The 24,081-nt window shown below is 38.8% G+C and carries 19 protein-coding genes and 5 tRNA genes; 19 read left to right on the top strand and 5 right to left on the bottom strand.

Annotated features, from left to right (window positions below):
* The first annotated feature begins 151 nt into the window (after positions 1-151).
* The 9 genes from H5088_RS08615 to purF all read left to right on the top strand — a co-directional run bounded on the left by H5088_RS08615 (position 152) and on the right by purF (position 12,959).
* Positions 152-1,273 (top strand): 4-phosphoerythronate dehydrogenase, encoded by a 1,122-nt coding sequence (locus H5088_RS08615; RefSeq protein WP_182752676.1) that lies wholly within the window; start codon positions 152-154, stop codon positions 1,271-1,273.
* 48 nt (positions 1,274-1,321) lie between these two features.
* Entirely contained in the window at positions 1,322-2,338 is a 1,017-nt protein-coding gene (locus H5088_RS08610; RefSeq protein ID WP_002962779.1) for an aspartate-semialdehyde dehydrogenase, read from the top strand.
* Between the two features lie 354 nt (positions 2,339-2,692).
* Positions 2,693-6,676, top strand: a complete 3,984-nt coding sequence (locus H5088_RS08605; protein ID WP_182752675.1) for a FimV/HubP family polar landmark protein — start codon at positions 2,693-2,695, stop codon at positions 6,674-6,676.
* 278 nt (positions 6,677-6,954) lie between these two features.
* Positions 6,955-7,749 (top strand): tRNA pseudouridine(38-40) synthase TruA, encoded by a 795-nt coding sequence (gene truA / locus H5088_RS08600; protein ID WP_002958360.1) that lies wholly within the window; start codon positions 6,955-6,957, stop codon positions 7,747-7,749.
* A gap of 155 nt (positions 7,750-7,904) precedes the next feature.
* Positions 7,905-8,780 carry an acetyl-CoA carboxylase, carboxyltransferase subunit beta gene (gene accD, locus H5088_RS08595; protein ID WP_007376856.1) on the top strand — a complete coding sequence of 292 codons (876 nt, stop codon included), beginning with the start codon at positions 7,905-7,907 and terminating at the stop codon, positions 8,778-8,780.
* Positions 8,781-8,805: 25 nt separating this feature from the next.
* Positions 8,806-10,071 carry a bifunctional tetrahydrofolate synthase/dihydrofolate synthase gene (gene folC, locus H5088_RS08590; protein WP_182752674.1) on the top strand — a complete coding sequence of 422 codons (1,266 nt, stop codon included), beginning with the start codon at positions 8,806-8,808 and terminating at the stop codon, positions 10,069-10,071.
* Between the two features lie 11 nt (positions 10,072-10,082).
* A complete protein-coding gene (locus tag H5088_RS08585) occupies positions 10,083-10,724 on the top strand; it encodes an SPOR domain-containing protein (protein ID WP_002958357.1) in 642 nt (213 codons plus the stop codon).
* Between the two features lie 195 nt (positions 10,725-10,919).
* Positions 10,920-11,414, top strand: a complete 495-nt coding sequence (locus H5088_RS08580; RefSeq protein ID WP_002958356.1) for a CvpA family protein — start codon at positions 10,920-10,922, stop codon at positions 11,412-11,414.
* An 18-nt stretch (positions 11,415-11,432) separates the two neighbouring features.
* Positions 11,433-12,959, top strand: coding sequence for an amidophosphoribosyltransferase (purF, locus tag H5088_RS08575; RefSeq protein ID WP_024596369.1), 1,527 nt, complete (start codon positions 11,433-11,435; stop codon positions 12,957-12,959).
* A gap of 114 nt (positions 12,960-13,073) precedes the next feature.
* On the opposite strand, the gene H5088_RS08570 is transcribed toward purF, so the two are convergent.
* Positions 13,074-13,673 (bottom strand): Yip1 family protein, encoded by a 600-nt coding sequence (locus H5088_RS08570; RefSeq protein ID WP_182694563.1) that lies wholly within the window; start codon positions 13,671-13,673, stop codon positions 13,074-13,076.
* Positions 13,674-13,879: 206 nt separating this feature from the next.
* Between H5088_RS08570 and miaE the strand changes: the two genes are divergently transcribed.
* Positions 13,880-14,647: a tRNA isopentenyl-2-thiomethyl-A-37 hydroxylase MiaE gene (miaE, locus tag H5088_RS08565; protein WP_182696375.1), complete on the top strand. Its 768-nt coding sequence runs from the start codon at positions 13,880-13,882 to the stop codon at positions 14,645-14,647.
* On the opposite strand, the gene H5088_RS08560 is transcribed toward miaE, so the two are convergent.
* The 3 genes from H5088_RS08560 to H5088_RS08550 form a co-directional block, all read right to left on the bottom strand.
* Positions 14,644-15,429 carry a transporter substrate-binding domain-containing protein gene (locus H5088_RS08560; protein WP_138488746.1) on the bottom strand — a complete coding sequence of 262 codons (786 nt, stop codon included), beginning with the start codon at positions 15,427-15,429 and terminating at the stop codon, positions 14,644-14,646. The two genes, miaE and H5088_RS08560, sit on opposite strands and share 4 nt — an antisense overlap.
* Before the next feature lie 54 nt (positions 15,430-15,483).
* The gene (locus tag H5088_RS08555; protein WP_002958351.1) at positions 15,484-16,221 is read right to left on the bottom strand and encodes a UDP-2,3-diacylglucosamine diphosphatase; all 738 of its coding nucleotides are present in this window, start codon (positions 16,219-16,221) and stop codon (positions 15,484-15,486) included.
* Between the two features lie 88 nt (positions 16,222-16,309).
* Positions 16,310-16,801, bottom strand: coding sequence for a peptidylprolyl isomerase (locus H5088_RS08550; protein WP_002958350.1), 492 nt, complete (start codon positions 16,799-16,801; stop codon positions 16,310-16,312).
* A gap of 155 nt (positions 16,802-16,956) precedes the next feature.
* Here H5088_RS08550 and cysS point away from each other — a divergent pair, with 155 nt between their 5' ends.
* Positions 16,957-18,336 carry a cysteine--tRNA ligase gene (gene cysS, locus H5088_RS08545; protein ID WP_024596371.1) on the top strand — a complete coding sequence of 460 codons (1,380 nt, stop codon included), beginning with the start codon at positions 16,957-16,959 and terminating at the stop codon, positions 18,334-18,336.
* 72 nt (positions 18,337-18,408) lie between these two features.
* On the opposite strand, the gene folD is transcribed toward cysS, so the two are convergent.
* On the bottom strand, positions 18,409-19,263 hold the full coding sequence (gene folD / locus H5088_RS08540; RefSeq protein WP_182752673.1) for a bifunctional methylenetetrahydrofolate dehydrogenase/methenyltetrahydrofolate cyclohydrolase FolD: 855 nt from the start codon (positions 19,261-19,263) through the stop codon (positions 18,409-18,411).
* 353 nt (positions 19,264-19,616) lie between these two features.
* Between folD and H5088_RS08535 the strand changes: the two genes are divergently transcribed.
* The 8 genes from H5088_RS08535 to clpX all read left to right on the top strand — a co-directional run bounded on the left by H5088_RS08535 (position 19,617) and on the right by clpX (position 24,048).
* A tRNA-Pro gene (locus tag H5088_RS08535) sits at positions 19,617-19,693 on the top strand.
* Positions 19,694-19,750: 57 nt separating this feature from the next.
* A tRNA-Arg gene (locus H5088_RS08530) sits at positions 19,751-19,827 on the top strand.
* Positions 19,828-19,850: 23 nt separating this feature from the next.
* Positions 19,851-19,926: transfer RNA gene (locus H5088_RS08525), tRNA-His, on the top strand.
* 14 nt (positions 19,927-19,940) lie between these two features.
* A tRNA-Pro gene (locus H5088_RS08520) sits at positions 19,941-20,017 on the top strand.
* A gap of 70 nt (positions 20,018-20,087) precedes the next feature.
* Positions 20,088-20,164, top strand: a tRNA-Pro gene (locus H5088_RS08515).
* Between the two features lie 378 nt (positions 20,165-20,542).
* Entirely contained in the window at positions 20,543-21,847 is a 1,305-nt protein-coding gene (gene tig, locus H5088_RS08510) for a trigger factor (RefSeq protein ID WP_002958347.1), read from the top strand.
* A gap of 164 nt (positions 21,848-22,011) precedes the next feature.
* Positions 22,012-22,629: an ATP-dependent Clp endopeptidase proteolytic subunit ClpP gene (gene clpP / locus H5088_RS08505; protein WP_002958346.1), complete on the top strand. Its 618-nt coding sequence runs from the start codon at positions 22,012-22,014 to the stop codon at positions 22,627-22,629.
* 135 nt (positions 22,630-22,764) lie between these two features.
* The gene (gene clpX / locus H5088_RS08500; RefSeq protein WP_002958344.1) at positions 22,765-24,048 is read left to right on the top strand and encodes an ATP-dependent protease ATP-binding subunit ClpX; all 1,284 of its coding nucleotides are present in this window, start codon (positions 22,765-22,767) and stop codon (positions 24,046-24,048) included.
* Positions 24,049-24,081 lie beyond the last annotated feature (33 nt).

The raw sequence follows: 24,081 nt of genomic DNA, 5'->3' as shown, positions 1-24,081 counted from the left end.
AATTTAAATCCCTAATTTAAATTGCTGATTTAAAACAATCAACATAACCACTTTTAAGTATTTGTATCAGCTTAAATGCGCCTTTTTAGTTTGTGTAAAGGCTTGGTTGTTCGTTACAATGGCGCCACTTAATTGCCAAACGGACTCAGTGATGAAAATTCTTGCCGATCAAAATATGCCTTTAGTTGAGCAGTACTTTGCAGACTTTGGTGAGGTTGAGCGTTTTGATGGTCGTAAATTAACGCCTGAACAATTAATAAATGTAGATGTACTCCTTACTCGTTCAGTGACTAATGTTAATCATGAACTATTGGCACAAGCTAACAAGCTGCGCTTTGTGGGGACTGCCACAATTGGCATTGACCATATTGATACGCAATTACTACATGATAGAAATATTGCTTTTACCAGTGCACCTGGTTGTAATGCCGTTGCTGTAGCTGAATATGTAATTAGTAGTTTATTTGCATTAAGCCAAGAAAATGCGCGCCCATTATGTGGTCAAACAATTGGTATTGTTGGTATGGGTAACATTGGCACGTGTTTGTCGCAAAAATTAAAAGCATTAAATGTCGACGTACTGCTGTGCGATCCAATTAAGCACGAAAAGGGCTTACTACAAGAGCATGTAGCGCTTGATGAGTTATTAGCGCAGTCAGATGTTGTTACTTTTCATGTTCCACTTGTTATAAGTGGCGAGCACAAAACGCTGCACATGATGAATAAAGAGCGATTAAAAGCACTTAAGCCAGGACTCACGCTAATTAACGCAAGCCGAGGCGATGTAATTGATAATCAAGCTTTGCTTGAGGTAATGGAAGCTGGGGCTGATTTAGATTTAGTACTTGATGTATGGGAAAAAGAGCCCAATATTCTAACTGAATTACTAGAGCATGTGCGTTATGCCAGTGTGCATATCGCAGGGCATACACTTGAGGGGAAAGCTCGTGGTACACAAATGTTGTATCAAAAACTGTGTCAGCTCAAAGGTGTTGAGGCGATTAAATCGTTGGATGATTTTTTACCAACACCAGCCGTTACAAATGCAACTGTTACGCAAAGCCTTAATGAGCAAGATATTGCCCGTTTAGTGCATTTAATTTATGACGTTCGCCGCGATGACGGAATATTACTTCGTCGTCTAGAGAGCGACGGCTTTGATAGTTTACGTAAAAACTATCCAATAAGGCGAGAATTTAGCACTTTATTTCTACAAGGTGATAGCTCACAACTAGCAGCACTTAGCCAGCTTGGCTTTAGCATAGCTGAATAATTATTTAACTAACGATGTTGTTTTAATGTCGTTTATAGAGGAAGAAATATGTCGCAAAAATATAACGTTGCCGTACTTGGCGCTACTGGTTTAGTAGGCCGTCAAATCATTGAAACGCTAGCAGATCGTAAGTTTCCTGTTGATCAGCTTTTTTTACTTGCTAGCAGCCGCAGCGCAGGTGAAGATATAAAGTTTCGTGGTGAGACCATTGAAGTACTTGACGTTGAAGGCTTTGACTTTAGCCAAGCGCATATAGGTTTGTTTTCTGCTGGTGGCAGTGTATCTGAAAAATATGCTCCTATTGCTGCTGATGCCGGCTGTATTGTAATCGATAATACATCGCACTTTAGAAATGATTTTGAAATCCCACTCGTGGTGCCAGAAGTTAATGCTTCAAGCCTAGCTGATTTTAGAAATCGTAATATTATTGCTAACCCTAACTGTTCAACTATTCAGATGATGTTAGCACTTAAACCAATTTATGATGCTTACGGAATAGACCGTATTAACGTATCTACTTACCAAGCTGTATCGGGTGCAGGCAAAGACGCGGTTGATGAACTTGCAAAGCAAACAGCTAATTTGATGAATGCACGCCCTATGGATAATAAAGTATTTCCAAAGCAAATTGCATTTAACGTTATTCCTCAAATTGATAGCTTTGAAGATAATGGCTATACGCGCGAAGAAATGAAAATGGTAAACGAAACTCATAAAATTTTGGGTGATACCACTATTGCAGTGAACCCAACGTGTGTACGTGTTCCCGTATTTTTTGGGCACTCAGAATCAATTAATATTGAAACGCGCATGCCTTATGACTTTGAACACGTTAAACAACTTTTAAAAGACGCGCCTGGTGTCGAGCTAATTGATGATGAAGGTGACTACCCAACAGCAGTGTCTGACGCTAGTGGTAACGATACTGTGTATATAGGTCGATTACGTGCTGATATTTCTCATCCTCATGGATTAAACATGTGGGTTGTAAGTGACAACACTCGTAAAGGTGCTGCAACTAATAGCATTCAAATTGCAGAAGAGCTTATTGCCAATTACATGTAATAGTTAATTGCGCTAAACATGCTTTTGAAGCGGTAAACAGTAGTTGTTTGCCGCTTTTTGTTTATATGGCTTGTCAAATTTTTGCCGTTTAATTTTAAAAATACAAAAACTGATTGATAACACTCAATAAATTAATATTTATAAAGATGTTTTAAGGCATTTATTTTCAAGGTGTTGCGATGGATATTACGCTCTAACTGGTTTATAGTTTGTAATTGGAATAGAGCTTGCAATAAAAATAGATTGTAATAATAAATGCGAGTCAGTCATTTGGCTGATAATAGCAATAATAAACAATATTTATGCACTTAAGTTTTAGGTGTTTTATTAATATTTAAATATTAAAGGATCAGCATGCGCGGTTTAGCTACACTTATTATATTAGCGTCTGCATTGATAGTAACGCCAGTTTACTCTCAGGACAGTACCCAATTAAAGGGGCCTAAAGGCGTTGACTATGGTGCGCAAGGGCGATCAATTGGGCCAATTAAACCAACTGATACGCTTTGGCGTATAGCAGCTAAAGTGCGCCCAGACAATTCTGTCAGTATTTATCAAGTTATGCAGGCTTTGTATAACAAAAATCCCGATTCATTTTTAGAACAAAATCTTAACCACATTCAAAATGGTGCCTATTTAAAAATCCCTACCTTAGCCGAAATAAAAGCTGTAAATACGCAGCTCGCAAAGCAACGCTCTGAGCAAGATGATGCATTATGGGAAAAGAAAAAAAATGGCACGCTTACACAAAGCGAAATTAACTCAGCGCAAACAAAAGTAACTCAAGCGCGTAAAATTGATGTAGACGATGCTAAAAAAGAGATACAGAAAGAATTAAATGAAATAAAAACAGAGCAAGGTACTAAGCTTGTTGAGTTACAACAACAGTTTAAAAGCTCAGTTAGTAATGTAGAAGAGATTTTAGTTGAAAATAATAATCTCAAAAAACAGTTATCAGGAATATCAAAAGAGCTCGAAAACTTACGTTTGCAATTAGGACAAGACAGCGAAATTCAAAATCAGTTAAAAGAACTCATTGTTAAACAAAACGAGATTATTGCCCAACAAAAAAAACAAGAAGTAATACCAAAAGAGTCATTTGATTTTGGCTCATTATTTTCAAATCCCATAGTACTGGGCTTGTTAATGTTTATTCCTGGGTTACTGATTATTTTTGCAATCGTTATGTTTTTACGCAAACGAGCAAGTAATCAAGAAGAGCCGCAAAACGATGATGACTTTTTACCACAAACCCCAACTTATACTGGCGATGATGATTTAGGCCCAAGCTTAAATGACGATCCAATTGTACCTGACCCTTTAGATGACTTGAGTGTTCAATTAGATGATAGTCTCGAAAGTGATATGTTGCCTAATGATGATTTAGACGACGGCTTAGATGATTTTTCTGGCGACGAAAATTTACTTAATCAGGATGAGCTCGAAAGCTTGCTAAGCGATGACATTGTTTTTGATGATGAAAGTACCGATGACGATGATGAGCTCGATATTTTTATGCAGCAAGGGTTTGATCAACCTTCAGATGAAAACGCTGAAGATATAGATTTAGACTTATCTGATGACTCAATTAACAATGATGAAATCCTAACTAATGACGATTTAGATAGCTTGTTTGATGAAGAAGATAGTCTACCTGAATTTGATGCACCGCAAACAAGCGAAGCTTTAGAGGATGACAGCTTAGAATCTCATGATGAAATGGCGGCTTTAAGTGAAGAGCTTGCAGATGAAGATAATTTTGATATAGATGAATTATTAGATCAAACATCAACAGAATTAGATACCTCAAATAACACTTCAGCTGAACTTGATACAAGCGACGACTTTGATTTAGACGATATAGATAGCTTAATTGATGAGGCGAATGACCCAAAAAGTGATGTGGTAGATGACTCACTTGATGCAGAGCTACTCGACGAAGATGAACTTCTAGAAGAAAGCGACGACTTTGATTTAGACGACATAGATAGCTTAATTGATGAGGCTGCAGTTGATACTGCAGATGACTCATTAGTTGAGGAAAGTGACGACTTTGATTTAGACGATATAGATAGCTTAATTGATGAAGCAGCAGTTGATACTGCAGATGACTCATTAGTTGAGGAAAGCGACGACTTTGATTTAGACGACACAGATAGCTTAATTGATGAAGCAGCAGTTGATACTGCAGATGACTCATTAGTTGAGGAAAGTGACGACTTTGATTTAGACGACATAGATAGCTTTATTGATGAGGCAGCAGTTGATACTGCAGATGACTCATTAGTTGAGGAAAGTGACGACTTTGATTTAGACGATATAGATAGCTTAATTGATGAAGCAGCAGTTGATACTGCAAATGATTCATTAGTTGTGGAAAGTGACGACTTTGATTTAGACGACATAGATAGCTTAATTGATGAGGCAGCAGTTGATACTGCAAATGATTCATTAGTTGAGGAAAGTGACGACTTTGATTTAGACGACATAGATAGCTTAATTGATGAGGAAGCAGTTGATACTGCAAATGATTCATTAGTTGAACAAAGCGATGATTTTGATTTAGACGACATAGATAACCTAATTGATGATGAAGTAAAAAATTCAGATGTAAGAGATTCAGAAATTGATAATGCATTGGCAGACTCAGTTGAGGATTTAGCAGATGCTCAAGAAGAATTAAATGTTGATGATATTGAGTCGCTTGCTTCATCATTAAATGAAGAGCCTGAGCTTGAAGAAGAGCCTGAGCTTTACGATGAGCCTGAGCTTGTAGAAGAACCTGAGCTTGAAGAAGAACCTGAGCTTAAAGAAGAACCTGAACTTATAGATGTAACGGTTGATGATTTTTCAGATACATCAGAGTCGCTTCTTGATCCAGAAGATGCGCTTGAAGAATATACAGATGATACTTTAAAGAGCGTTGATGAGCTTTTAAATGAGCTACAACAAGCGACGGATGATGACTATATAGAAACACCAGATTGGTCTTTAGATGAGCTTGACGACGATCTTGAAGAAATAGAAGTAGATCTTGGTGACGATCCGTTAGCGGGCGACGATGACTCAGATCTTACAAAAGTTGAAGAGCAGCTTGATAGCGATCTTATAACGCCAAGTGAAGAGTTAGATGAATATCCTGAACTTGAATTAGATGATGATCATTCATTATTGGAGAATGAACCTTCGTTTGAGCCGCAAGAACCTAAAGAAAATGCACCGAGTGAAGAAAATGCAGTATCACTTAGTCAAACAGAGAAAGATCTCGCAAATGCGCTTTCTGAAAATGCTAACTTAGATAGCTTAGAAGATGATTTTGATGATGAACTATTAATTGATAATGACTTCTCTGAATCAGAAGCTAAGGCTGAAGACGAGTCGTTTGATGATGATTTACTGCAAGAAATTAATGACGGAATTGATTCTGTTGAACCAGTTAGTATAGAAGAGGATAACAAACCTCTTAACCTTGATGAAGTTCAAGAAACACTAGAAAGTGAGTTGCCATTTACCCCCGAAGAATTACAAGGTGATGATTTAGACGGTAAGGCGCAGGGAGTCGCTTCCAGCCAAGCTGAGCAGGACTTATCAAATGCGCTTTCTGAAAATACTGATTTAGATAGTTTAGAAGACGATTTTGATGATGAAATTTTAATTGAAGACGATTTTTCTGACTTAGATGTTGAGTTTGACGAAGATACTTTAGAGCAAGCGCTAACTGATGAGTTATCAGACGAGCAGCAAGAGCAAACAAATGCAGAGCGCGAAGCACAGTTAACAAACTCAGATGAAGCAGGTAGCACTGATATTAGCTCTGACGATGAACTTGATGAAGAGTTTATGTCAAATTTGACGCAAACTGATTTTGATTCATTACTTAGTGAGTTAGCGGAGCCTGAAGAATTAAGTGCTGAGGATAGCAGTGAATTTGATGTCGACTTTGACAGCTTGCTAAAAGAAGACTTAGAGGAAGATGACTCATTAACTACAAAAGAGCCACTTGTTGAAAGTAGTGATATTGAGCAACTTGATAATGATGAATTTGTAGATATAGATTCATTATTAGAAGAAAGTGAAGAGGCTGAACTTGAACACGAACCTTACACCGACGTTAATATGGATGTCGGTTTGAGTGAGTTTGATGCATTACTTGCTGGTGATAACCCAACCGATGTTGATGCTGAAAGTGGTGGTTATTCAGCTAAACTAGATTTAGCGCGTGCTTATATTGAAATTGATGATTTTGATTCTGCGCTCAAGGTCATTGAGGATGTCATCAACAAAGGCCCAGAAGAAGTTCAAGAAGAGGCACTTAGTTTAAAAGCGAAACTAAAATAACAAATTGTTAAAAAAACCCTTAATTGGTTATTCTAATTAAGGTTTTTTTTATGGATGTTAGTTTAATTATAACAAGGGAAAGCAACGCATTAATGAAGCGGATTTTATAGTATGTAATTGTTATAAAAGAATAATTTACATCGTAATTATTAAGTTATTTGATTCATTAAAATGCTCATGTTTTTAATAAAAAGGGTATTACCGCACACCTCCTTTTATTGCGTCGAGAGATAGCATAAAATGCCGTGTTCATTAGCACAGTAGGTAAAGCAGTAATTATGCGAGTAGCACTTGGAGTTGAATACAACGGCGTACGCTATAGTGGGTGGCAACGTCAATCACATGTTAATAGCGTACAACAAGAAGTAGAAAAGGCATTGTCGCGTATTTGTAATCACCCAGTTGAAGTAGTATGTGCGGGGCGAACTGATGCGGGTGTGCACGGTACAGGTCAAATAATACATTTTGAAACTGAAGCTTCGCGTGACATGGTCGCATTTACAATGGGTATGAATACCTTATTGCCTAAAGATATTGCTATTCGCTTTGCACAACCAGTTGCTGTCGATTTTCATGCTCGTTTTAGTGCAACAGCTCGCCGATACCGCTATATTATTTATAACTCTCCTTTTCGAGGAGCGGTGTTAAGCGAAGGGGTTACGCATTTTCATCACCCATTAGATGAAGTTAAAATGCAGGAAGCCTGTCAGTATTTGATCGGGACACACGATTTTACATCTTTTCGAGCGATCCATTGTCAAGCGAATACACCAACTCGTACTATTCATCATTTATCGGTACAGCGCCAAGGGTGTTACGTTATTATTGATATTAAGGCGAATGCGTTCTTACATCACATGGTACGTAATATAACGGGGAGCTTGATGGATATTGGCATACATAAGCAACAGCCTATTTGGTTGAAAGAATTACTTGATTGTAAAGAGCGTGCTAAAGCAAGTGCTACAGCTAAAGCTGCAGGTTTATACTTGGTTGATGTCGATTATCCTGAAGAGTTTAATATTCCTAAAATGCCTTTAGGTCCATTGTTTTTACCTGACGCTGAAATTTAGTTATGGTTGTCGTTAGTGCTTTTTATGAACACTTTTAACTACTAAGACCAGTTTTTTATACCGCGTTAGTGTAATTCATGTTTTAATTGAAAAAATTTGTCTGCTAATTGCTATTGGCAGGCTCGCGACACAGAACAGCATTAAGAGAGTTGCAAATGAGTTGGCTAGAAAAAATCTTACCTAAAACGACAAAATCATCAGGTCGTAAAGAAATCCCAGAAGGTGTTTGGGCTAAGTGCACATCGTGTGATTCAATTTTATATAAAGCTGAATTAGAAAAGTCATTAAACGTATGTCCTAAGTGTGACCACCACATGCGTGTTAGTGGCCGTAAGCGCCTGGAGCACTTTTTAGATGAAGGTGACCGTCAAGAGCTTGGCACACAACATGAGCCTAAAGACATTCTTAAGTTTAAAGATTCTAAAAAATACTCTGATCGTATCAGTGCAGCCCAAAAAGCAAGTGGTGAAAAAGATGCACTTGTAGCTATGAAAGGCCGATTAAAAGGTATTCCAGTTGCAGCAGTAGCATTTGAGTTCTCGTTTATGGGTGGTTCAATGGCTTCTGTTGTTGGCGCTCGCTTTGTTGATGCTGTTGATCAATGTTTAGAGCATAACATGCCGCTTATTTGTTTTTCTGCATCAGGCGGTGCACGTATGCAAGAAGCGCTTATGTCGCTTATGCAAATGGCTAAAACAAGTGCTGCACTTGCAAAAATGACTGAAAAAGGTCTTCCGTTTATTTCAGTCATGACTGACCCAACTATGGGTGGTGTATCTGCATCACTTGCTATGCTGGGCGATATTAACGTTGCAGAACCTAAAGCATTAATTGGTTTTGCGGGTCCTCGTGTTATTGAGCAAACTGTTCGCGAAACATTACCTGAAGGCTTTCAGCGTAGTGAATTTTTGCTTGAACACGGTGCAATTGACATGATTATTGACCGCCGTGAAATGCGCGATACCCTTGCACGCATTTTAGCTAAATTTATGAACTTGCCTTCTACGGAACAAGAGCATAGAGTAGCGTAAATTTCAGCTTTACTGATTACACGTTATGACAAAAAAAACTCCTAGCCAATCATCAAGCCTTGATGATTGGCTTTTTTATTTAGAAAGTGTTCACCCAGCTAACATTGCTATGGGCTTAGAACGAGTTGCTAATGTTGCTAACAATATTGGCCTGTTAAACACTCCAAGTAAAATTATTCTTATTGCCGGTACAAACGGTAAGGGCACCACAGCACGCTGCTTAGAGTCGCTATTGCTAGCGCAAGGTTTCAATGTGGGTACTTACGCATCTCCACATTTAATTCGTTATAACGAGCGTGTACGAGTTAATGGGAAAGAATTGGCAGACCAATTTCATATAGATGCTTTTCACCAGCTTGAGCAAGGCCGTAAAGACACTCCTCTGACTTATTTTGAATATGGTACTTTGGGGGCGTTGGCAATTTTTAAACGCTGTAACGTCGATTATGTATTACTAGAGGTTGGTTTAGGTGGACGCTTTGACGCCACAAATATAGTCACTCCCTTTGCAAGCGTGATCACCACTATAGACTTAGACCATAAAGAGTACTTAGGTGATACCCGTGAGTTAGTGGCTTATGATAAAGCCGGTATTTTTCGTGAAAATACGCCCGCTATTATAGGGGATTTAAATATTCCTCACACAATGACTGATTACGGCAAAGAAATTAATGCCAACATGACGCTGTCGGGCAGTGACTTTATTTTTAAAGAAAATGCTGAGAGCTTTAATTGGCAATATAAAGAACATAATCTTGAAATAGATAAGCCTGCAATACCGTGTCAAAATGCAGCTACCGCATTAACTACGCTAAGTGTTTTAAACTTATTACCTAGTGAATCAATTATACGAAGTTGTTTAGCTAATTTAGTTGTCGAAGGGCGCTTTCAACAGTTAAGTGTTGAGCCTTTAGTCTTTACCGACGTAGCACACAACCCTGAGTCGGCGCGTTATTTAGCCAATAAGTTATCAAGCTATAAAGATAAAGGCTTTAAAATTCATGCATTAGCCGCTATGCTTGCTGATAAAGATAAAGCGGGTGTATTTAAAGAAGTAAGTCACTTGGTCGATGAGTGGTCATTAGCGAGCTTAAGTGGCCCGCGAGGCGACACTGCAAGTAATTTACAAAATGCACTGCACGAATTGTCTCATCATAATACTATTAATAGCTATGATAGTGTGGCACAAGCACTGAATGTAATTTTACCAGAACAACAAAGTGATACTATGTTGATTATATTTGGTTCATTTTTTACAGTTGCTGGCGCTATTAATTACTTTAAAAAATAGAGAGGATGTCGGTGAACTCAAGTTTTATTAATCGCTTAGTCGGAACAAGTATAGTGGTGATCGCAGCAATTGTGTTTATCCCTAATATACTCGATGGCGAAAAAGTGCATTATAAAGAAGGCTTTAAAGCGATCCCAGACCGCCCTGAGTTCAAAACAATCGATCTTCAAGAGTCAATTGATGAAAATATGGCTAATGCTGAGCCACTAAAGCAAGATGAAATTGAAGACATTCAAGCTGACGATGAAGCTTTTGAGCAGCAAAGCGCGATGGATGAGAGTGATTACGCTGTGGAAGATAAAGTTGTTGAAGCAACTATAGAACCCAAAGCTACACCAATTACAAAAGCGCCTGTTCAAGCTAAGCCAGAGCCAATTGCACCACGTAAAAGTGATGAAAACCTAACGAGTATGGCCTATGTTATTCAATTAGGTAGTTTTTCACATGTTGCAAACGTTAAAGCATTACAGGCTAAATTAAAGGCTGAAGGGTTTAAAACGTTTACTAAACCGATTAAAACCCCAAATGGGACACTAACCAAAGTATTTGTTGGTCCTTCGCTTGATAAAAGTGAATTACAAAAGCAGCTCCCCCAGCTCAAAGAGCTTACTAAATTAAATGGTAAAGTTACGCAGTACGAAGTAACAAAATAATTTTAAAAAGGCTTGTATAACAAGCCTTTTTTTTATTTATTTATATTTTTTTTATCATTATCTTTATCTCACAATACCTACACTAGAATGTTAATTTTTTGTATTAACTACAACCCAGTAATCTCCCGTTTAAACTTGCATACTAACGATGTTTGGGTATAGAATGCGCCCCAAATTAGCGACTAATTGGTTCTTATGATCTGGGTTGATTACGCCATTATTGGCATCATTGTATTGTCTACCATCATCGGTTTAATACGCGGCTTTGTAAAAGAAGCAATGTCATTAGCTGTATGGGCTGGCGCCTTTATCATCTCTAGCTTATTTTACCAATATTTAGCTTCCTTCCTAACAACCATTTCTGAACCCCTTTTAAGAAATGCGGCGGCCATAGCCATATTATTCTTTGCGACGCTACTGTTAGGCGGTTTACTAAACTACATTTTAGGTGAACTTGTACATCGTACTGGTTTATCGGGTACCGACCGTGTTTTTGGCATAGTGTTTGGTGCTCTACGAGGCGTGTTGGTCGTGAGCGCGTTACTCTTCTTTCTTGATGCTTTTACTGGTGCACCCAATACGCACTGGTGGGGCAATTCTATTTTGATTCCAGAATTTGGCTTTGTTGTTGAATGGTTCTTTTCGTACCTAGAAAACAACTCGAGCTTTTTAAATTCAGTAAACCGTTAATCGGCGAGGATAAATTACATGTGTGGTATCGTTGGAATAGTCGGAACATCCCCTGTCAATCAGGCGATTTATGATGGCTTAACTGTTTTGCAGCACCGTGGTCAAGATGCCGCGGGTATCATTACCATTGAGAATAATACGTTCAGCTTACGCAAAGCAAATGGCTTAGTGAAAGATGCCTTTCACACTCGTCATATGAAACGACTACAAGGTACGATTGGTCTTGGCCATGTGCGCTATCCTACAGCAGGGTCTTCAAGCTCATCTGAAGCACAGCCTTTTTATGTTAACTCACCGTTTGGTATAGCGCTTGCCCATAATGGTAACCTTACTAATGCAGAAGCTTTAAAAGAGCAGTTATTCTCAGAAGCACGTCGTCATGTAAATACAACATCTGATTCAGAAATCTTACTCAACATCATGGCACATGAACTAAGTAAATCTGATAAGTTGCATTTAGACCCTGAAGATATATTTACTGCGGTAACCGAGGTAAATAATAAAGTAAGCGGTGGTTATGCAACAATTGCTATGATTATTGGTCACGGCATTGTTGCTTTTCGTGACCCTAATGGTATCCGTCCACTTGTATTTGGTAAACGTGAGACTGCAAAAGGCACTGAGTACATGTTCGCTTCAGAAAGCGTTGCGTTAAAACCGGATGGTTTTGAGTTTGTACGTGATGTTGCCCCTGGTGAAGCTATATATGTTACAGAAGAAGGTGAATTTCATTCACTTAGTTGTGCAGATAAAGCATCTTACTCGCCGTGTATTTTTGAATTTGTTTATTTTGCTCGACCTGATTCAACAATAGACCGTATGTCTGTGTACGCAACACGCGTAAACATGGGCACAAAACTAGGTGAAAAAATTGCACGCGAATGGGCTGATAAAGACATTGATGTAGTTATCCCAATCCCAGAAACTTCATGCGATGTAGCACTGGAAATTGCACGTGTGCTTGATTTACCGTATCGTCAAGGTTTTGTTAAAAACCGTTATATCGGTCGTACATTTATCATGCCTGGCCAAGAGATGCGTAAAAAATCAGTGCGTCAAAAGCTAAACGCAATTGATCGCGAGTTTAAAGGTAAAAACGTATTATTGGTTGATGACTCAATTGTTCGTGGTACAACATCAGCACAAATTGTTGAAATGGCTCGAGAGTCTGGTGCTAAAAATGTTTACTTTGCATCCGCAGCGCCTGAAATACGCTTCCCTAATGTGTACGGTATTGATATGCCTTCAGCAGCTGAGCTTATTGCTCACGGACGTGAAGTTGAAGATATTAATGCAAGTATTGGTTCTGACGGTTTAATCTTTCAATCGTTAAAAGATTTAATAGCTGCGGTTAGCCAAGAAAATCCTGAAATTACTAAGTTCGAAACCTCAGTATTTGATGGGCAATATATTACAGGCGACATTGATCAAAACTATTTAAACCGTATTGATGAGCTACGTAACGATTCAGCAAAAAGTACCCGCGAAAGTGCGATGTCTTCAAGTTTAGAGATTCACAACCAAGACGAAAACGAAGCTGATTAATTATTAGTTAATAAAAAGTCGTTACATAAAAAAAGGAGCTAATTAGCTCCTTTTTTGCGAAGGAAAGAAAGGGAACATTTCTATCAAACACGACTCTTTTTTAGCTAAACTTTATTAAGTAAACATTGGAGTAACAATCCCATTTGTCCAAAGCATAGCTGTTACAGCTAAAATAATAACTAGTAATATTAATCCACACGTTACAACCGAGCTGGCATAAATAAAACCACGCTCTTCTGGAATATGCATAAGTATTGGTACGCCGGTATAAAGTAAGTAGACCGAGTAAGCTAGTGCAATAATTCCAATACACACTACAAACCAAAGTACAGGCCAAAAGGCGGCAAGCGCCGACATAAACACAGGTGTTGCAGTATAAGCTGCAAGTTCAAGTGTTTGTGTAAATGTAGGCTTAGAGCCAAATGTAACGGCCATCCAATGAGCCAAATACGCCAATGCAAAAACACCCGCTATTAAAGCAAAATACATTGCAACTGCAATTAATAGCGCACTATCGTGCGTTAAAAATACAGGATCGCCTGCGCCTATACTCCATCCTAAATAAACAGATGAGTAATAACCCATTATTGAAGGAAACAAAGCAATCAGTAAAATATGCGACAAACTATAGGTTAAACTTTCATGGCGATTATCTATTGTTTGCCATTCTTCAAGTGGGTGAGCATAAATGCCCCAGAGGTGATTTAGTATCATAGTGCTTACTCCATAAAAGGAACGTATTACTGTTTTGGTTGGTTTATTTTTATACAGTCTACGTACAGTTATGGTTCACTTATTTTGCAAAGTCAAGTTAACTCACTATTAACATTTTTGCACAGGTTAGGGCTTTGATTTATCCCAAACAAAATTTCGTGTTAAAATAATGGCATATCAAATTTATTTAGTAATGAGCAGTCAACGTGCCACATAGCCAACTTTTAGAGCCGATCAATAACTTTTTAGTGTGTACAACCCCACAGCAGTGGGTGGAGCAGGCAATTAAAAAAGAGAACTTATCAGTAATCTTAATCGATCACTTAATTTGTGAGTTAAAAGCGGCTCAAAGTGCGATGTTTTTAATACGTAAATACGCTGTTGATAAAGAGGGCAGTGATGCCTTACTCGAGTGGCTAAAGCCATTTGAAACGCTTATTTATAAGCGTGAAGGAAATTGGCGTGATCTCGCCGCTAAAAATAAGCTAACTAAATCAATAATTCCTAAATCTAATTCGCCATATGGACAAGATTTAATTGATAAAATGGTATTGTTGATAAAAGAAGAGTTGCATCATTTTTACCAAGTGCTCGAAATTATGGACGAGTACGGTGTAGAGTACCAAAGCATTACACCATGTCGTTATGCAAAAGGCATGCTTCGTCATGTTAAAACGTTTGAGCCAAACGCCCTTGTTGATAAATTAATTGTAGGCGCTTACATTGAGGCGCGTTCATGTGAGCGTTTCGCAAAGCTTGCGCCGCATGTTGACAAACGTTTAGGTGATTTTTATATTTCGCTGCTGCGCTCTGAAGCCCGTCATTACCAAGATTATCTAACTTTAGCGCAAGAAATTGCTGATTTTGATATTACCGAACGAGTTAAAGAATTTGGCGAGATTGAAGCCGAATTAATTTCATCACAGGATGAAGATTTTAAGTTTCATAGTGGCCTGCCAATAGCAGAAAGCTAATTTTCTTTTAAAAAATTAATGTATTCAGCTGTTTTTTGATTGCTGAAATTGTGTTTCTTCATGATTTCAGCAATGCTTCCGTTTTCAATTATTATATCAATCCCTCTATTAAACTTTTGTAAGTACTCTTTTGCCCTGTAATTTGATTTAGAGACAACTAAATATAGTTTATGAGAAGCAAGATCTGGCAATAAGTACTCGATTTTATTCTTATCTAAATCAACTTCGTTATTGTGCTCAAGCCAATACTTCCCTACTTCTTTAGTGCCTGCGACCAAATCAATACGTCCTTGTTGTAGCAGGTATAAACTTGTAGGAAGGCTTTTAGTGGATGTTATTGCCAGCTCAGTATTTCTTGTAAACTCTTGGCTTACAAAGGCATTGTCTTCTGTACCAATACTATAAGGTGTTAATGATTTAACTGTACCATCGAAGTTAATAGCACTCTCTTTGCGTTTAAAAATTCCTGAATGAGCAACTGCAAGTGGGCGAGAGTAGTAAAAAACTTCATTTCTTTTTAATGAATAAAAAGCGCCTAAAATAGCTGTTTTTCTCTTTTTTTCTAATAGCTTTAGGGCGCGGTCCCATGTCGTAAACTCGGCTTCGCTATTAATGCCTTGAGTTTTAAGGGCTGATTGAGTGATTTCATATAACCAACCGTTATCAGGAAGGTTTTCGCTAAAATAGGGAGGGTAGTTTTCAGTAACAATTTGCCATGTTTGCTCGCTAAATACTTTGGTAGGAATGGCAATTACTACGATGAAAATTAACAGCTTAATCATTAAACCTCTCACTATTATTCAAATATATAGTTAAATAATAGTCAGGATTTTAAATTATGCGAAAGGCGTGCTAATTAATTCTTGTGATTGAGGGGTAACGACTAAATAAGAGCCTTGGGTATACCAGTCACCTAGCACTGTACGAGTAAGCGTTTGTTCATTAACTTTATAGGTATGAACATTAGGGCGGTGAGTATGACCATGAATCATATTAGTAACGTTATGTTTGGCAAAGGTGGCAAGCACGGCTTCATCTACAACGTCTAAAATTTCGATAGGTTTATCAGCTTGGCTCAACTTACTTTTTTCACGGGCATTACGCGCTATTTTTTTACGATACCAAAGTGGCATTGCAAGCATTAATTTTGGCCACCACCAACCACGGCTTTTTTTACGAAATTTTTGATACTCAGTATCTTGAGTACACATTTCGTCGCCATGTAAAATAACGGTAGGCGTACCATATAAATCAATGACTGTTTGTTCATCGAGTAAAGTCATTGCGGCCATGTCTGCATATTGCTTGCGCATGATGAAATCACGGTTGCCATGTATAAAATAAACAGGTGTCCCACCATCATTAACGGCGCTTAAATGCTTTGCTACATCGGCACTCAGCGCTGTAATGTAGTCATCTCCAACCCATACTTCAAAAAAATCACCCAAAATATAAAGTGCATCTACATCTTTATTTAGTATATGCGTATTTAAAAAGTCAAAAAATGCAGCGCTAATGTCGGGGCGGTTTTCGCTTAGGTGTAAATCTGCAATAAAGTAAGTTTGGCGAGTCATAGGTCAGTCTTTTCGATATAAATAAAGCGGGCGTATACACATTGGTAAATGCCCGCTGATACTCCACATTACGTGGGTAAACTTACTATTAGCTAACAGTAACGCTTTCGATGATCACATCTTCAAGAGGCACGTCTTGGTGAAAACCAGTACTACCTGTTGCTACGCCTTTTATTTTATTTACTACGTCCATGCCTTCTACTACTTCAGCAAAAACACAGTAACCCCAGCCTTGCGATGTTTCGCTACTGTGGTTTAAAAAGTCGTTGTTATTCACGTTAATGAAAAACTGCGCTGTAGCTGAATGAGGATCAGGTGTACGTGCCATTGCTAAAGTACCTATCTTGTTAGATAGGCCATTATTAGCTTCATTTTTAATTGGGTCGTTAACTTCTTTTTGTTCCATACCTGGTACAAAACCACCGCCTTGAACCATAAAACCATCGATTACACGATGAAAGATAGTGCCGTTGAAAAAATCAGCATTTGCATACTCTAAAAAGTTTTTAACAGTGTTTGGAGCTTCTTGCTCAAACATTTTAATGGTGATGTCACCAAAATTGGTGTGTAGAACAACCATGTGTTTTCCTATATCTGGTTTAAATATTGGCGCTATTTTATCGTAGTTGGCTAAGATTAACAAAGTAGATGTTTGGTTTGTTATAAAGCGCTAGAGCAGGGGCTTTTCAAGTGGTAACATAACTGTTCAAGTAAATAGTCAAGGACTCAAAGTAAATGGTAAATATATACAACACACTCACGCGACAAAAAGAGCAATTTAAACCTATGGTCGAAGGCAAAATCGACATGTATGTGTGTGGTATCACCATTTATGATTACTGCCATATTGGACACGCTCGTACTTTTGTTGGTTTTGACGTTATTGTGCGCTACTTACGTCATATTGGTTACGATTTAAAATATGTACGTAACATTACAGATATCGACGATAAAATAATTAAACGTGCAAATGAAAATGGTGAGTCAATAAACGACTTAACTGTGCGCATGACTAAAGCGATGCATGAAGATTTTGATAGCCTAAATATGCTACGCCCAGATGTTGAACCAACAGTTACAAGCCATATGGATGAAATTATCGTTATGGTTAAGCGCTTGATTGAAAAAGGCCATGCCTATGTTGCAGCTGATGGCGATGTTTTGTTTGATGTATCAACGTTTGAGCAATATGGTGCGCTTTCTCAGCAAGATTTAACTATGTTGCAATCGGGCTCTCGCGTAGAAGTGGCTCAAGATAAAGACGATCCGCTTGATTTTGTGTTATGGAAAAAAGCCAAAGCAGGTGAGCCATCATGGTCATCACCGTGGGGTGAAGGGCGTCCTGGTTGGCATATTGAATGTTCGGCAATGAGCTCAAAACACTTAGGTGAGCATTTTGATATTCACGGTGGGGGGTCTGATTTACAGTTTCCACATCATGAAAACGAAATTGCCCAGTCGTGCTGTGCAAACAACGGCAAGTATGTAAATACATGGATACATACTGGCATGGTGCAAGTAAATAAAGAAAAAATGTCTAAGTCGTTAGATAACTTTTTTACTGTGCGTGAAGTTTTAAAAGCATACGATGCCGAATCTGTTCGTTACTTTTTAATTTCAGGGCATTACCGCAGCCAATTAAATTACTCACAAGAAAATTTAGACCAAGCGCGTTCATCACTTGAACGCATTTATACAGCGCTTCGTGATGTCGTACCGGTAGAGTGCGACTTAGAAGGCAATGAGTTTGTTGCTAAGTTTAGAAAAGCAATGAATGACGACTTTAATACACCAGAAGCACTACCTGTGTTGTTCGAACTTGCTAAAGAATTAAACCGCGTAAAAGAAAGTGACGCAGGTCAAGCTGGCAAGTTAGCGTTTATACTGCGTAGCCTCGGTGAAGTGTTAGGTGTTGCTCAACAAGCACCGGAAGCTTTTTTACAAGGTGGGCAAGATGACGACGAAGTTGCGACAATTGAAGCATTAATTGTAAAGCGGAACGAAGCACGTGCTAGTAAGGACTGGGCTGCTGCTGATGAAGCACGTGATGCGCTTAATGCGTTAGGTGTAATACTTGAAGATTCAGCTGGTAAAACAACGTGGCGTAAAGCGTAAGCGTTTAAAGTAATTCAGGTCAAACTAAAAAAGGGTTGCCAAATGGCAACCCTTTTTTGATTTTTTAACAGCTTAGCTGTGATACTTTTCACACGCTTCAAGTGTGTTTTCAATTAAGCTTGCGACAGTCATCGGGCCAACGCCACCTGGTACAGGTGTAATAAAATGCGCTTTTTGTTCGGCCACACTGTATTGAACATCACCGACTAATTTACCCGTATCTAAGCGGTTAATGCCCACATCGATAACAATAGCGCCTTCTTTTATCCAATCTCCCGGTATAAATTCAGGTTTACCGACAGCCACAACTAATAAGTCAGCGCGGCGAACATGTGTTTCTAAGTCTTGAGTAAATTTATGGCACACAGTGGTAGTACAACCTGCTAATAAAAGCTCTAACGACATTGGACGACCAACAATATTTGACGCGCCAACGACAACTGCATGCATCCCTTTATAACGTACACCCGTTGAATCAAGTAATGTAATAATACCTTTAGGGGTACATGGGCGAAGGGCAGGCATACGCTGTGCTAATCGACCAATGTTATATGGATGAAATCCATCAACATCTTTATGTGGGGTAATACGTTCTAAAATCTTTTCAGCATCAAGACCTTCTGGCAGTGGTAACTGCACTAAAATTCCATCAACTTCGGCATCATTATTTAGCTCGTCAATTAAATCTAAAAGAGTTTGCTCTTGTGTGTCTGCTGGTAAATCAAATGATTTAGAGATAAAACCTACTTCTTCACAGGCTTTACGTTTTGAACCAACATAAACTTGGCTTGCTGGATCAAGTCCTACAAGTACTACTGCAAGTCCTGGTGCACGTAAACCATTTGCTACACGTTCACTTACGCGTTCTGCTACAGCGCTACGTACTTGTTTTGCGATTGCCTTACCATCAATGATGTTTGCCGTCATGGGTGACCTTTAATTGGGGTTAATTAACTAGATACCGATACTCTAAAAACGAATGCACAATAAAATAGGGGTAAAAATGCTAATAAAGAAAAATACGCTCTTTATTTAACTCGTTTTATAATATGCCTACTATTTTCGCAGAAAAGCATAGCAGCGCCAAGTTGCTTTTAAGGTATATAACGTTTGAGCTGTTAAATAGTTTAAAATTCAGCCGACTATTGTAATATTTAACCATTGTGCACTAAAAATGAGCACTTGATTGGTTTTCTTAAAAAAACGTTTGACCTAACCCCGTCAAATCACTATTATGCACCCCGTTGTCAACGAGGTCACTCGCTAACAATAATAAGTTTCGGCGATTAGCGCAGTTTGGTAGCGCACTTGGTTTGGGTCCAAGGGGTCGCAGGTTCAAATCCTGCATCGCCGACCATTTTTTTATAATTTTTTATAATCGAATAGCTTATTGGTAAACTATGAAGTTTTCGATGCGCCCATAGCTCAGCTGGATAGAGCAACGCCCTTCTAAGGCGTCGGTCGAAGGTTCGAATCCTTCTGGGTGCACCATTTGAAAACATGTAAATATAGCGGTGATTGTAGCTCAGTTGGTAGAGCCCCGGATTGTGATTCCGGTTGTCGTGGGTTCGAGCCCCATCAGTCACCCCATTTACAACGAATATCGGCGATTAGCGCAGTTTGGTAGCGCACTTGGTTTGGGTCCAAGGGGTCGCAGGTTCAAATCCTGCATCGCCGACCATTTTCTTAAAATGGTCTTAAACTCTCAGTTTAAGTGTTCAGTATGAAAAAAGAAGTTAACTCTTCAATGTCGGCGATTAGCGCAGTTTGGTAGCGCACTTGGTTTGGGTCCAAGGGGTCGCAGGTTCAAATCCTGCATCGCCGACCATTTTCTTATCTAATAAGAACAATAAGTAAATTCCTCTAAGTTATAAATCTAAATCTGTTAGCCTATAATTCTATTAAATAATTTCTATTTTATTCTATTTAGTCCGTAGTTAGCCTGTTTTTTATTCAGTTAGTCTTTATAGTCCCTTATCTAGTCCAAATAATTGCCCCCTATACTCGACTATCATAAATATTAGGTTATAATGCCGCGTCTATTGTTTAACATAGTGCCCGAAGGGCAAAGCAGCAATGGTGTCTCATGGTAGCGACGGATGCTTTTAAGTGTGAAAAACCGCTTAAACTTTATCAAGACTCATGCAGAACACTTTGTTTGTAAAGGAAGGCGAACAGTCGCCAAAATTGAATATTGAGGTAAATCATGCAAGTTTCTGTTGAGACGACCCAAGGCCTTGAGCGCCGTATAACTATCACCGTTCCTTCAGAGAACGTTGAGACCGAAGTAAAAAAACGCCTACAACAACTGTCAAAAACACAGCGTATAGATGGTTTCCGTGCTGGTAAAGTTCCAGTATCTGTAATTAACAAGCGTTTTGGCCCTGCAGTTCGTCAAGAAGTTGCTGGCGAAGTAATGCAACGTAATTACATCGAAGCAATCGTTTCTGAAAAAATCAACCCAGCTGGCGCGCCTACATTCGCTCCTAAATCACTTGAAGCAGGTAAAGATTTAGAATTCTCAGCAACGTTTGAAGTTTACCCTGAAGTTGAAGTTCAAGGTCTAGATAAAATTACTGTTGAAAAACCAGCAGTAACAGTAACTGACGAAGATTTAGCTAACATGCTAGAAACACTTCGTAAGCAACACGCAGCGTGGGCTGATGTTGATGCAGCTGCTGGCGAAAACGACCGTGTAACAGTTGATTTCGTAGGTACTATCGACGGTGAAGTATTTGAAGGCGGCAAAGCTGAAGACTTCCCATTAGAACTTGGCCAAGGTCGTATGATCCCAGGTTTTGAAGATAACATCGTAGGTAAAAAAGCAGGCGAAGAAGTAGTTGCTGATGTAACTTTCCCTGATGATTACCACGCTGAAAACTTAAAAGGTAAAGCGGCTCAATTCACTATCACAGTGAAAAAAGTTGAAGCGCAAGAATTACCAGAATTAAGCGAAGAGTTTGCAACTAAATTCGGTGTTACCGAAGGCGGCGTAGACGCGCTTAAAGAAGAAGTTAAAAAGAACATGACACGTGAGCTAGACCAAGCGGTTAAAGCAAGCGTTAAAGACCAAGCAATCAAAGGTCTTTTAGCTAACAACGAAATCGAAGTGCCTAAAGCACTTGTTGATCAAGAAGTTGATGCTCTACGTCAGCAAGCAGCTCAACGTTTTGGCGGCGACGCTCAAAACATGCCAGAGCTTCCAGCTGAATTGTTCCACGAGCAAGCTGTAACACGTGTAAAAACTGGCCTTTTATTAGGTGAAGTGATTAAAGCTAACGACATCAAAGTTGATGATGCTAAAGTTGAAGCATTAATCGCAACAGTAGCTTCTGCATACGAAGATCCAACTGAAGTAGTAGAATACTACAAAGGTAATGATCAACTTATGCAGCAAATGCGTAATGTAGCAATGGAAGAGCAAGCTGTTGAAGCTATTTTAGCTAAAGCAGTTGTTACTGATGTTGAAAAAGCATTTGATGACATCATGAATCCACAGCAAGGTGCTTAATAAGTCATTGACTTAAGCTCTCGCTAACGATTAAATGGCTCGTGTTACTCTGTTTATACAGCGTGCCCGGGCCATTTTAGTTTTTGGCTCTAAATTTGCGAAAAACGATAACTATGCTTCCTTATAATAAGGATAAGTATAAGCGCATAAGGAATTAAATAAGTATGAATACTGGTATTACAGATCCCCTAAATGCATTGGTCCCAATGGTTGTTGAACAAACACCAAAAGGCGAGCGCTCGTATGATATTTATTCGAGATTATTAAAAGAGCGTATTATCTTTTTAACAGGTCAAGTTGAAGACAACATGGCAAATCTGATCTTAGCGCAAATGCTATTTTTAGAATCAGAGAACCCTGATAAAGATATCTTTTTATATATCAACTCACCAGGTGGTTCAGTAACTGCGGGTATGGCTATTTACGACACAATGAACTTCATCAAACCAGATGTAAGTACAATATGTGTAGGTCAAGCTGCAAGCATGGGTGCTTTTTTACTTACTGCTGGTGCTAAAGGTAAGCGTTTTTGCCTACCAAACTCACGTGTGATGATTCACCAACCATTAGGTGGTTTCCAAGGTCAAGCATCTGACTTTGAAATACACGCTAAAGAAATTCTGTCTATTAAAGATAAGCTTAACCGCTTAATGGCTGAGCATACAGGCCAACCATTAGATATTATCTCTAAAGACACTGATCGTGATAACTTCATGAGTGCTTCGCAAGCTGTAGATTACGGCTTGGTAGACTCTGTGTTTACAAATCGCGACAAAAAGTAAGCGCTTGGTAAGCAGGACTACCTGTTTGCCACTTTGAGTTACTATGCGAAAACCAATAAATTTTGGTATAGTTAAAGCGTATTGAAATAGCCGCCAATAGTTTTGGGGGCCAACGTAATAAAATGAGGTAGCTGAATGTCTGACACTCCTACAGACGGCGACAAAAGTAATAAATTGTTATACTGCTCTTTTTGTGGCAAAAGCCAACATGAAGTGCGTAAATTAATTGCAGGCCCTTCAGTATACGTTTGCGATGAATGTGTAGAGTTGTGTAACGATATTATCAGGGAAGAGATCAAAGACATTGCTCCTAAGCATGATACGTCTGACAAACTACCTGTACCAAAAGAAATTCGTAAACACTTAGACGATTATGTTATTGGTCAAGACCATGCTAAAAAAGTATTGTCTGTTGCCGTTTATAACCATTATAAACGCCTACGTAACCAATCGACTAAGCAAGACATTGAATTAAGTAAAAGTAATATTTTGCTTATCGGCCCAACAGGTAGTGGTAAAACATTACTTGCAGAAACATTAGCGCGCCTACTTGACGTGCCGTTTACTATGGCCGATGCCACTACATTAACCGAAGCAGGTTATGTAGGTGAAGATGTTGAAAACATCATTCAAAAGCTTTTACAAAAGTGCGATTACGATGTTGAAAAAGCACAGCGCGGTATTGTCTACATCGATGAAATTGACAAGATTTCTCGTAAATCAGATAATCCTTCAATTACGCGCGACGTATCAGGCGAGGGCGTTCAACAGGCGCTACTTAAACTGATTGAAGGCACCGTTGCTTCTGTTCCACCGCAAGGTGGTCGTAAACATCCACAGCAAGAGTTTTTACAAGTAGATACATCTAAAATCTTGTTTATTTGTGGTGGTGCATTTTCAGGCCTAGATAAAGTAATTGAGCAACGTAGCCATAAAAACACCGGTATCGGTTTTGGCGTTAGCGTAAAAGAGTCTGCGGCGAGTCGTTCTTTAAGTGAAACATTTAAAGATGTAGAGCCAGAAGATTTAGTTAAATATGGCTTAATTCCTGAGTTCATAGGCCGTTTGCCGGTAGTGGCTACGTTAACTGAACTTGATGAAGCAGCTCTTGTACAAATATTGAGTGAACCTAAAAACGCGATTACTAAACAGTTTTCAGTATTGTTTGGTATGGAAGACGTTGAACTTGAGTTTCGCGATGATGCCTTAGCTGCAATTGCCCACAAAGCAATGGAGCGTAAAACAGGCGCACGTGGTCTTCGTTCAATTGTTGAAGGTGTATTACTTGATACTATGTACGAACTTCCTTCAATGGATGATGTAAGCAAAGTGGTTATTGATGAAACCGTTATTAAAGGTGAGTCAGATCCAATCTTGATTTATGAAAATAATAAACAAGATAAAGCTGCATCAGAATAGTTTTTAAGCTATTTGAATGGAAAAAGGAGCCTT

It is taken from the genome of Pseudoalteromonas sp. SR43-3 (assembly GCF_014163875.1).
GTDB classification, from domain to species: domain Bacteria; phylum Pseudomonadota; class Gammaproteobacteria; order Enterobacterales; family Alteromonadaceae; genus Pseudoalteromonas; species Pseudoalteromonas distincta.
Note: the sequence above shows the minus strand (reverse complement) of the source record. Positions and strands in the feature narration are given on the sequence as shown.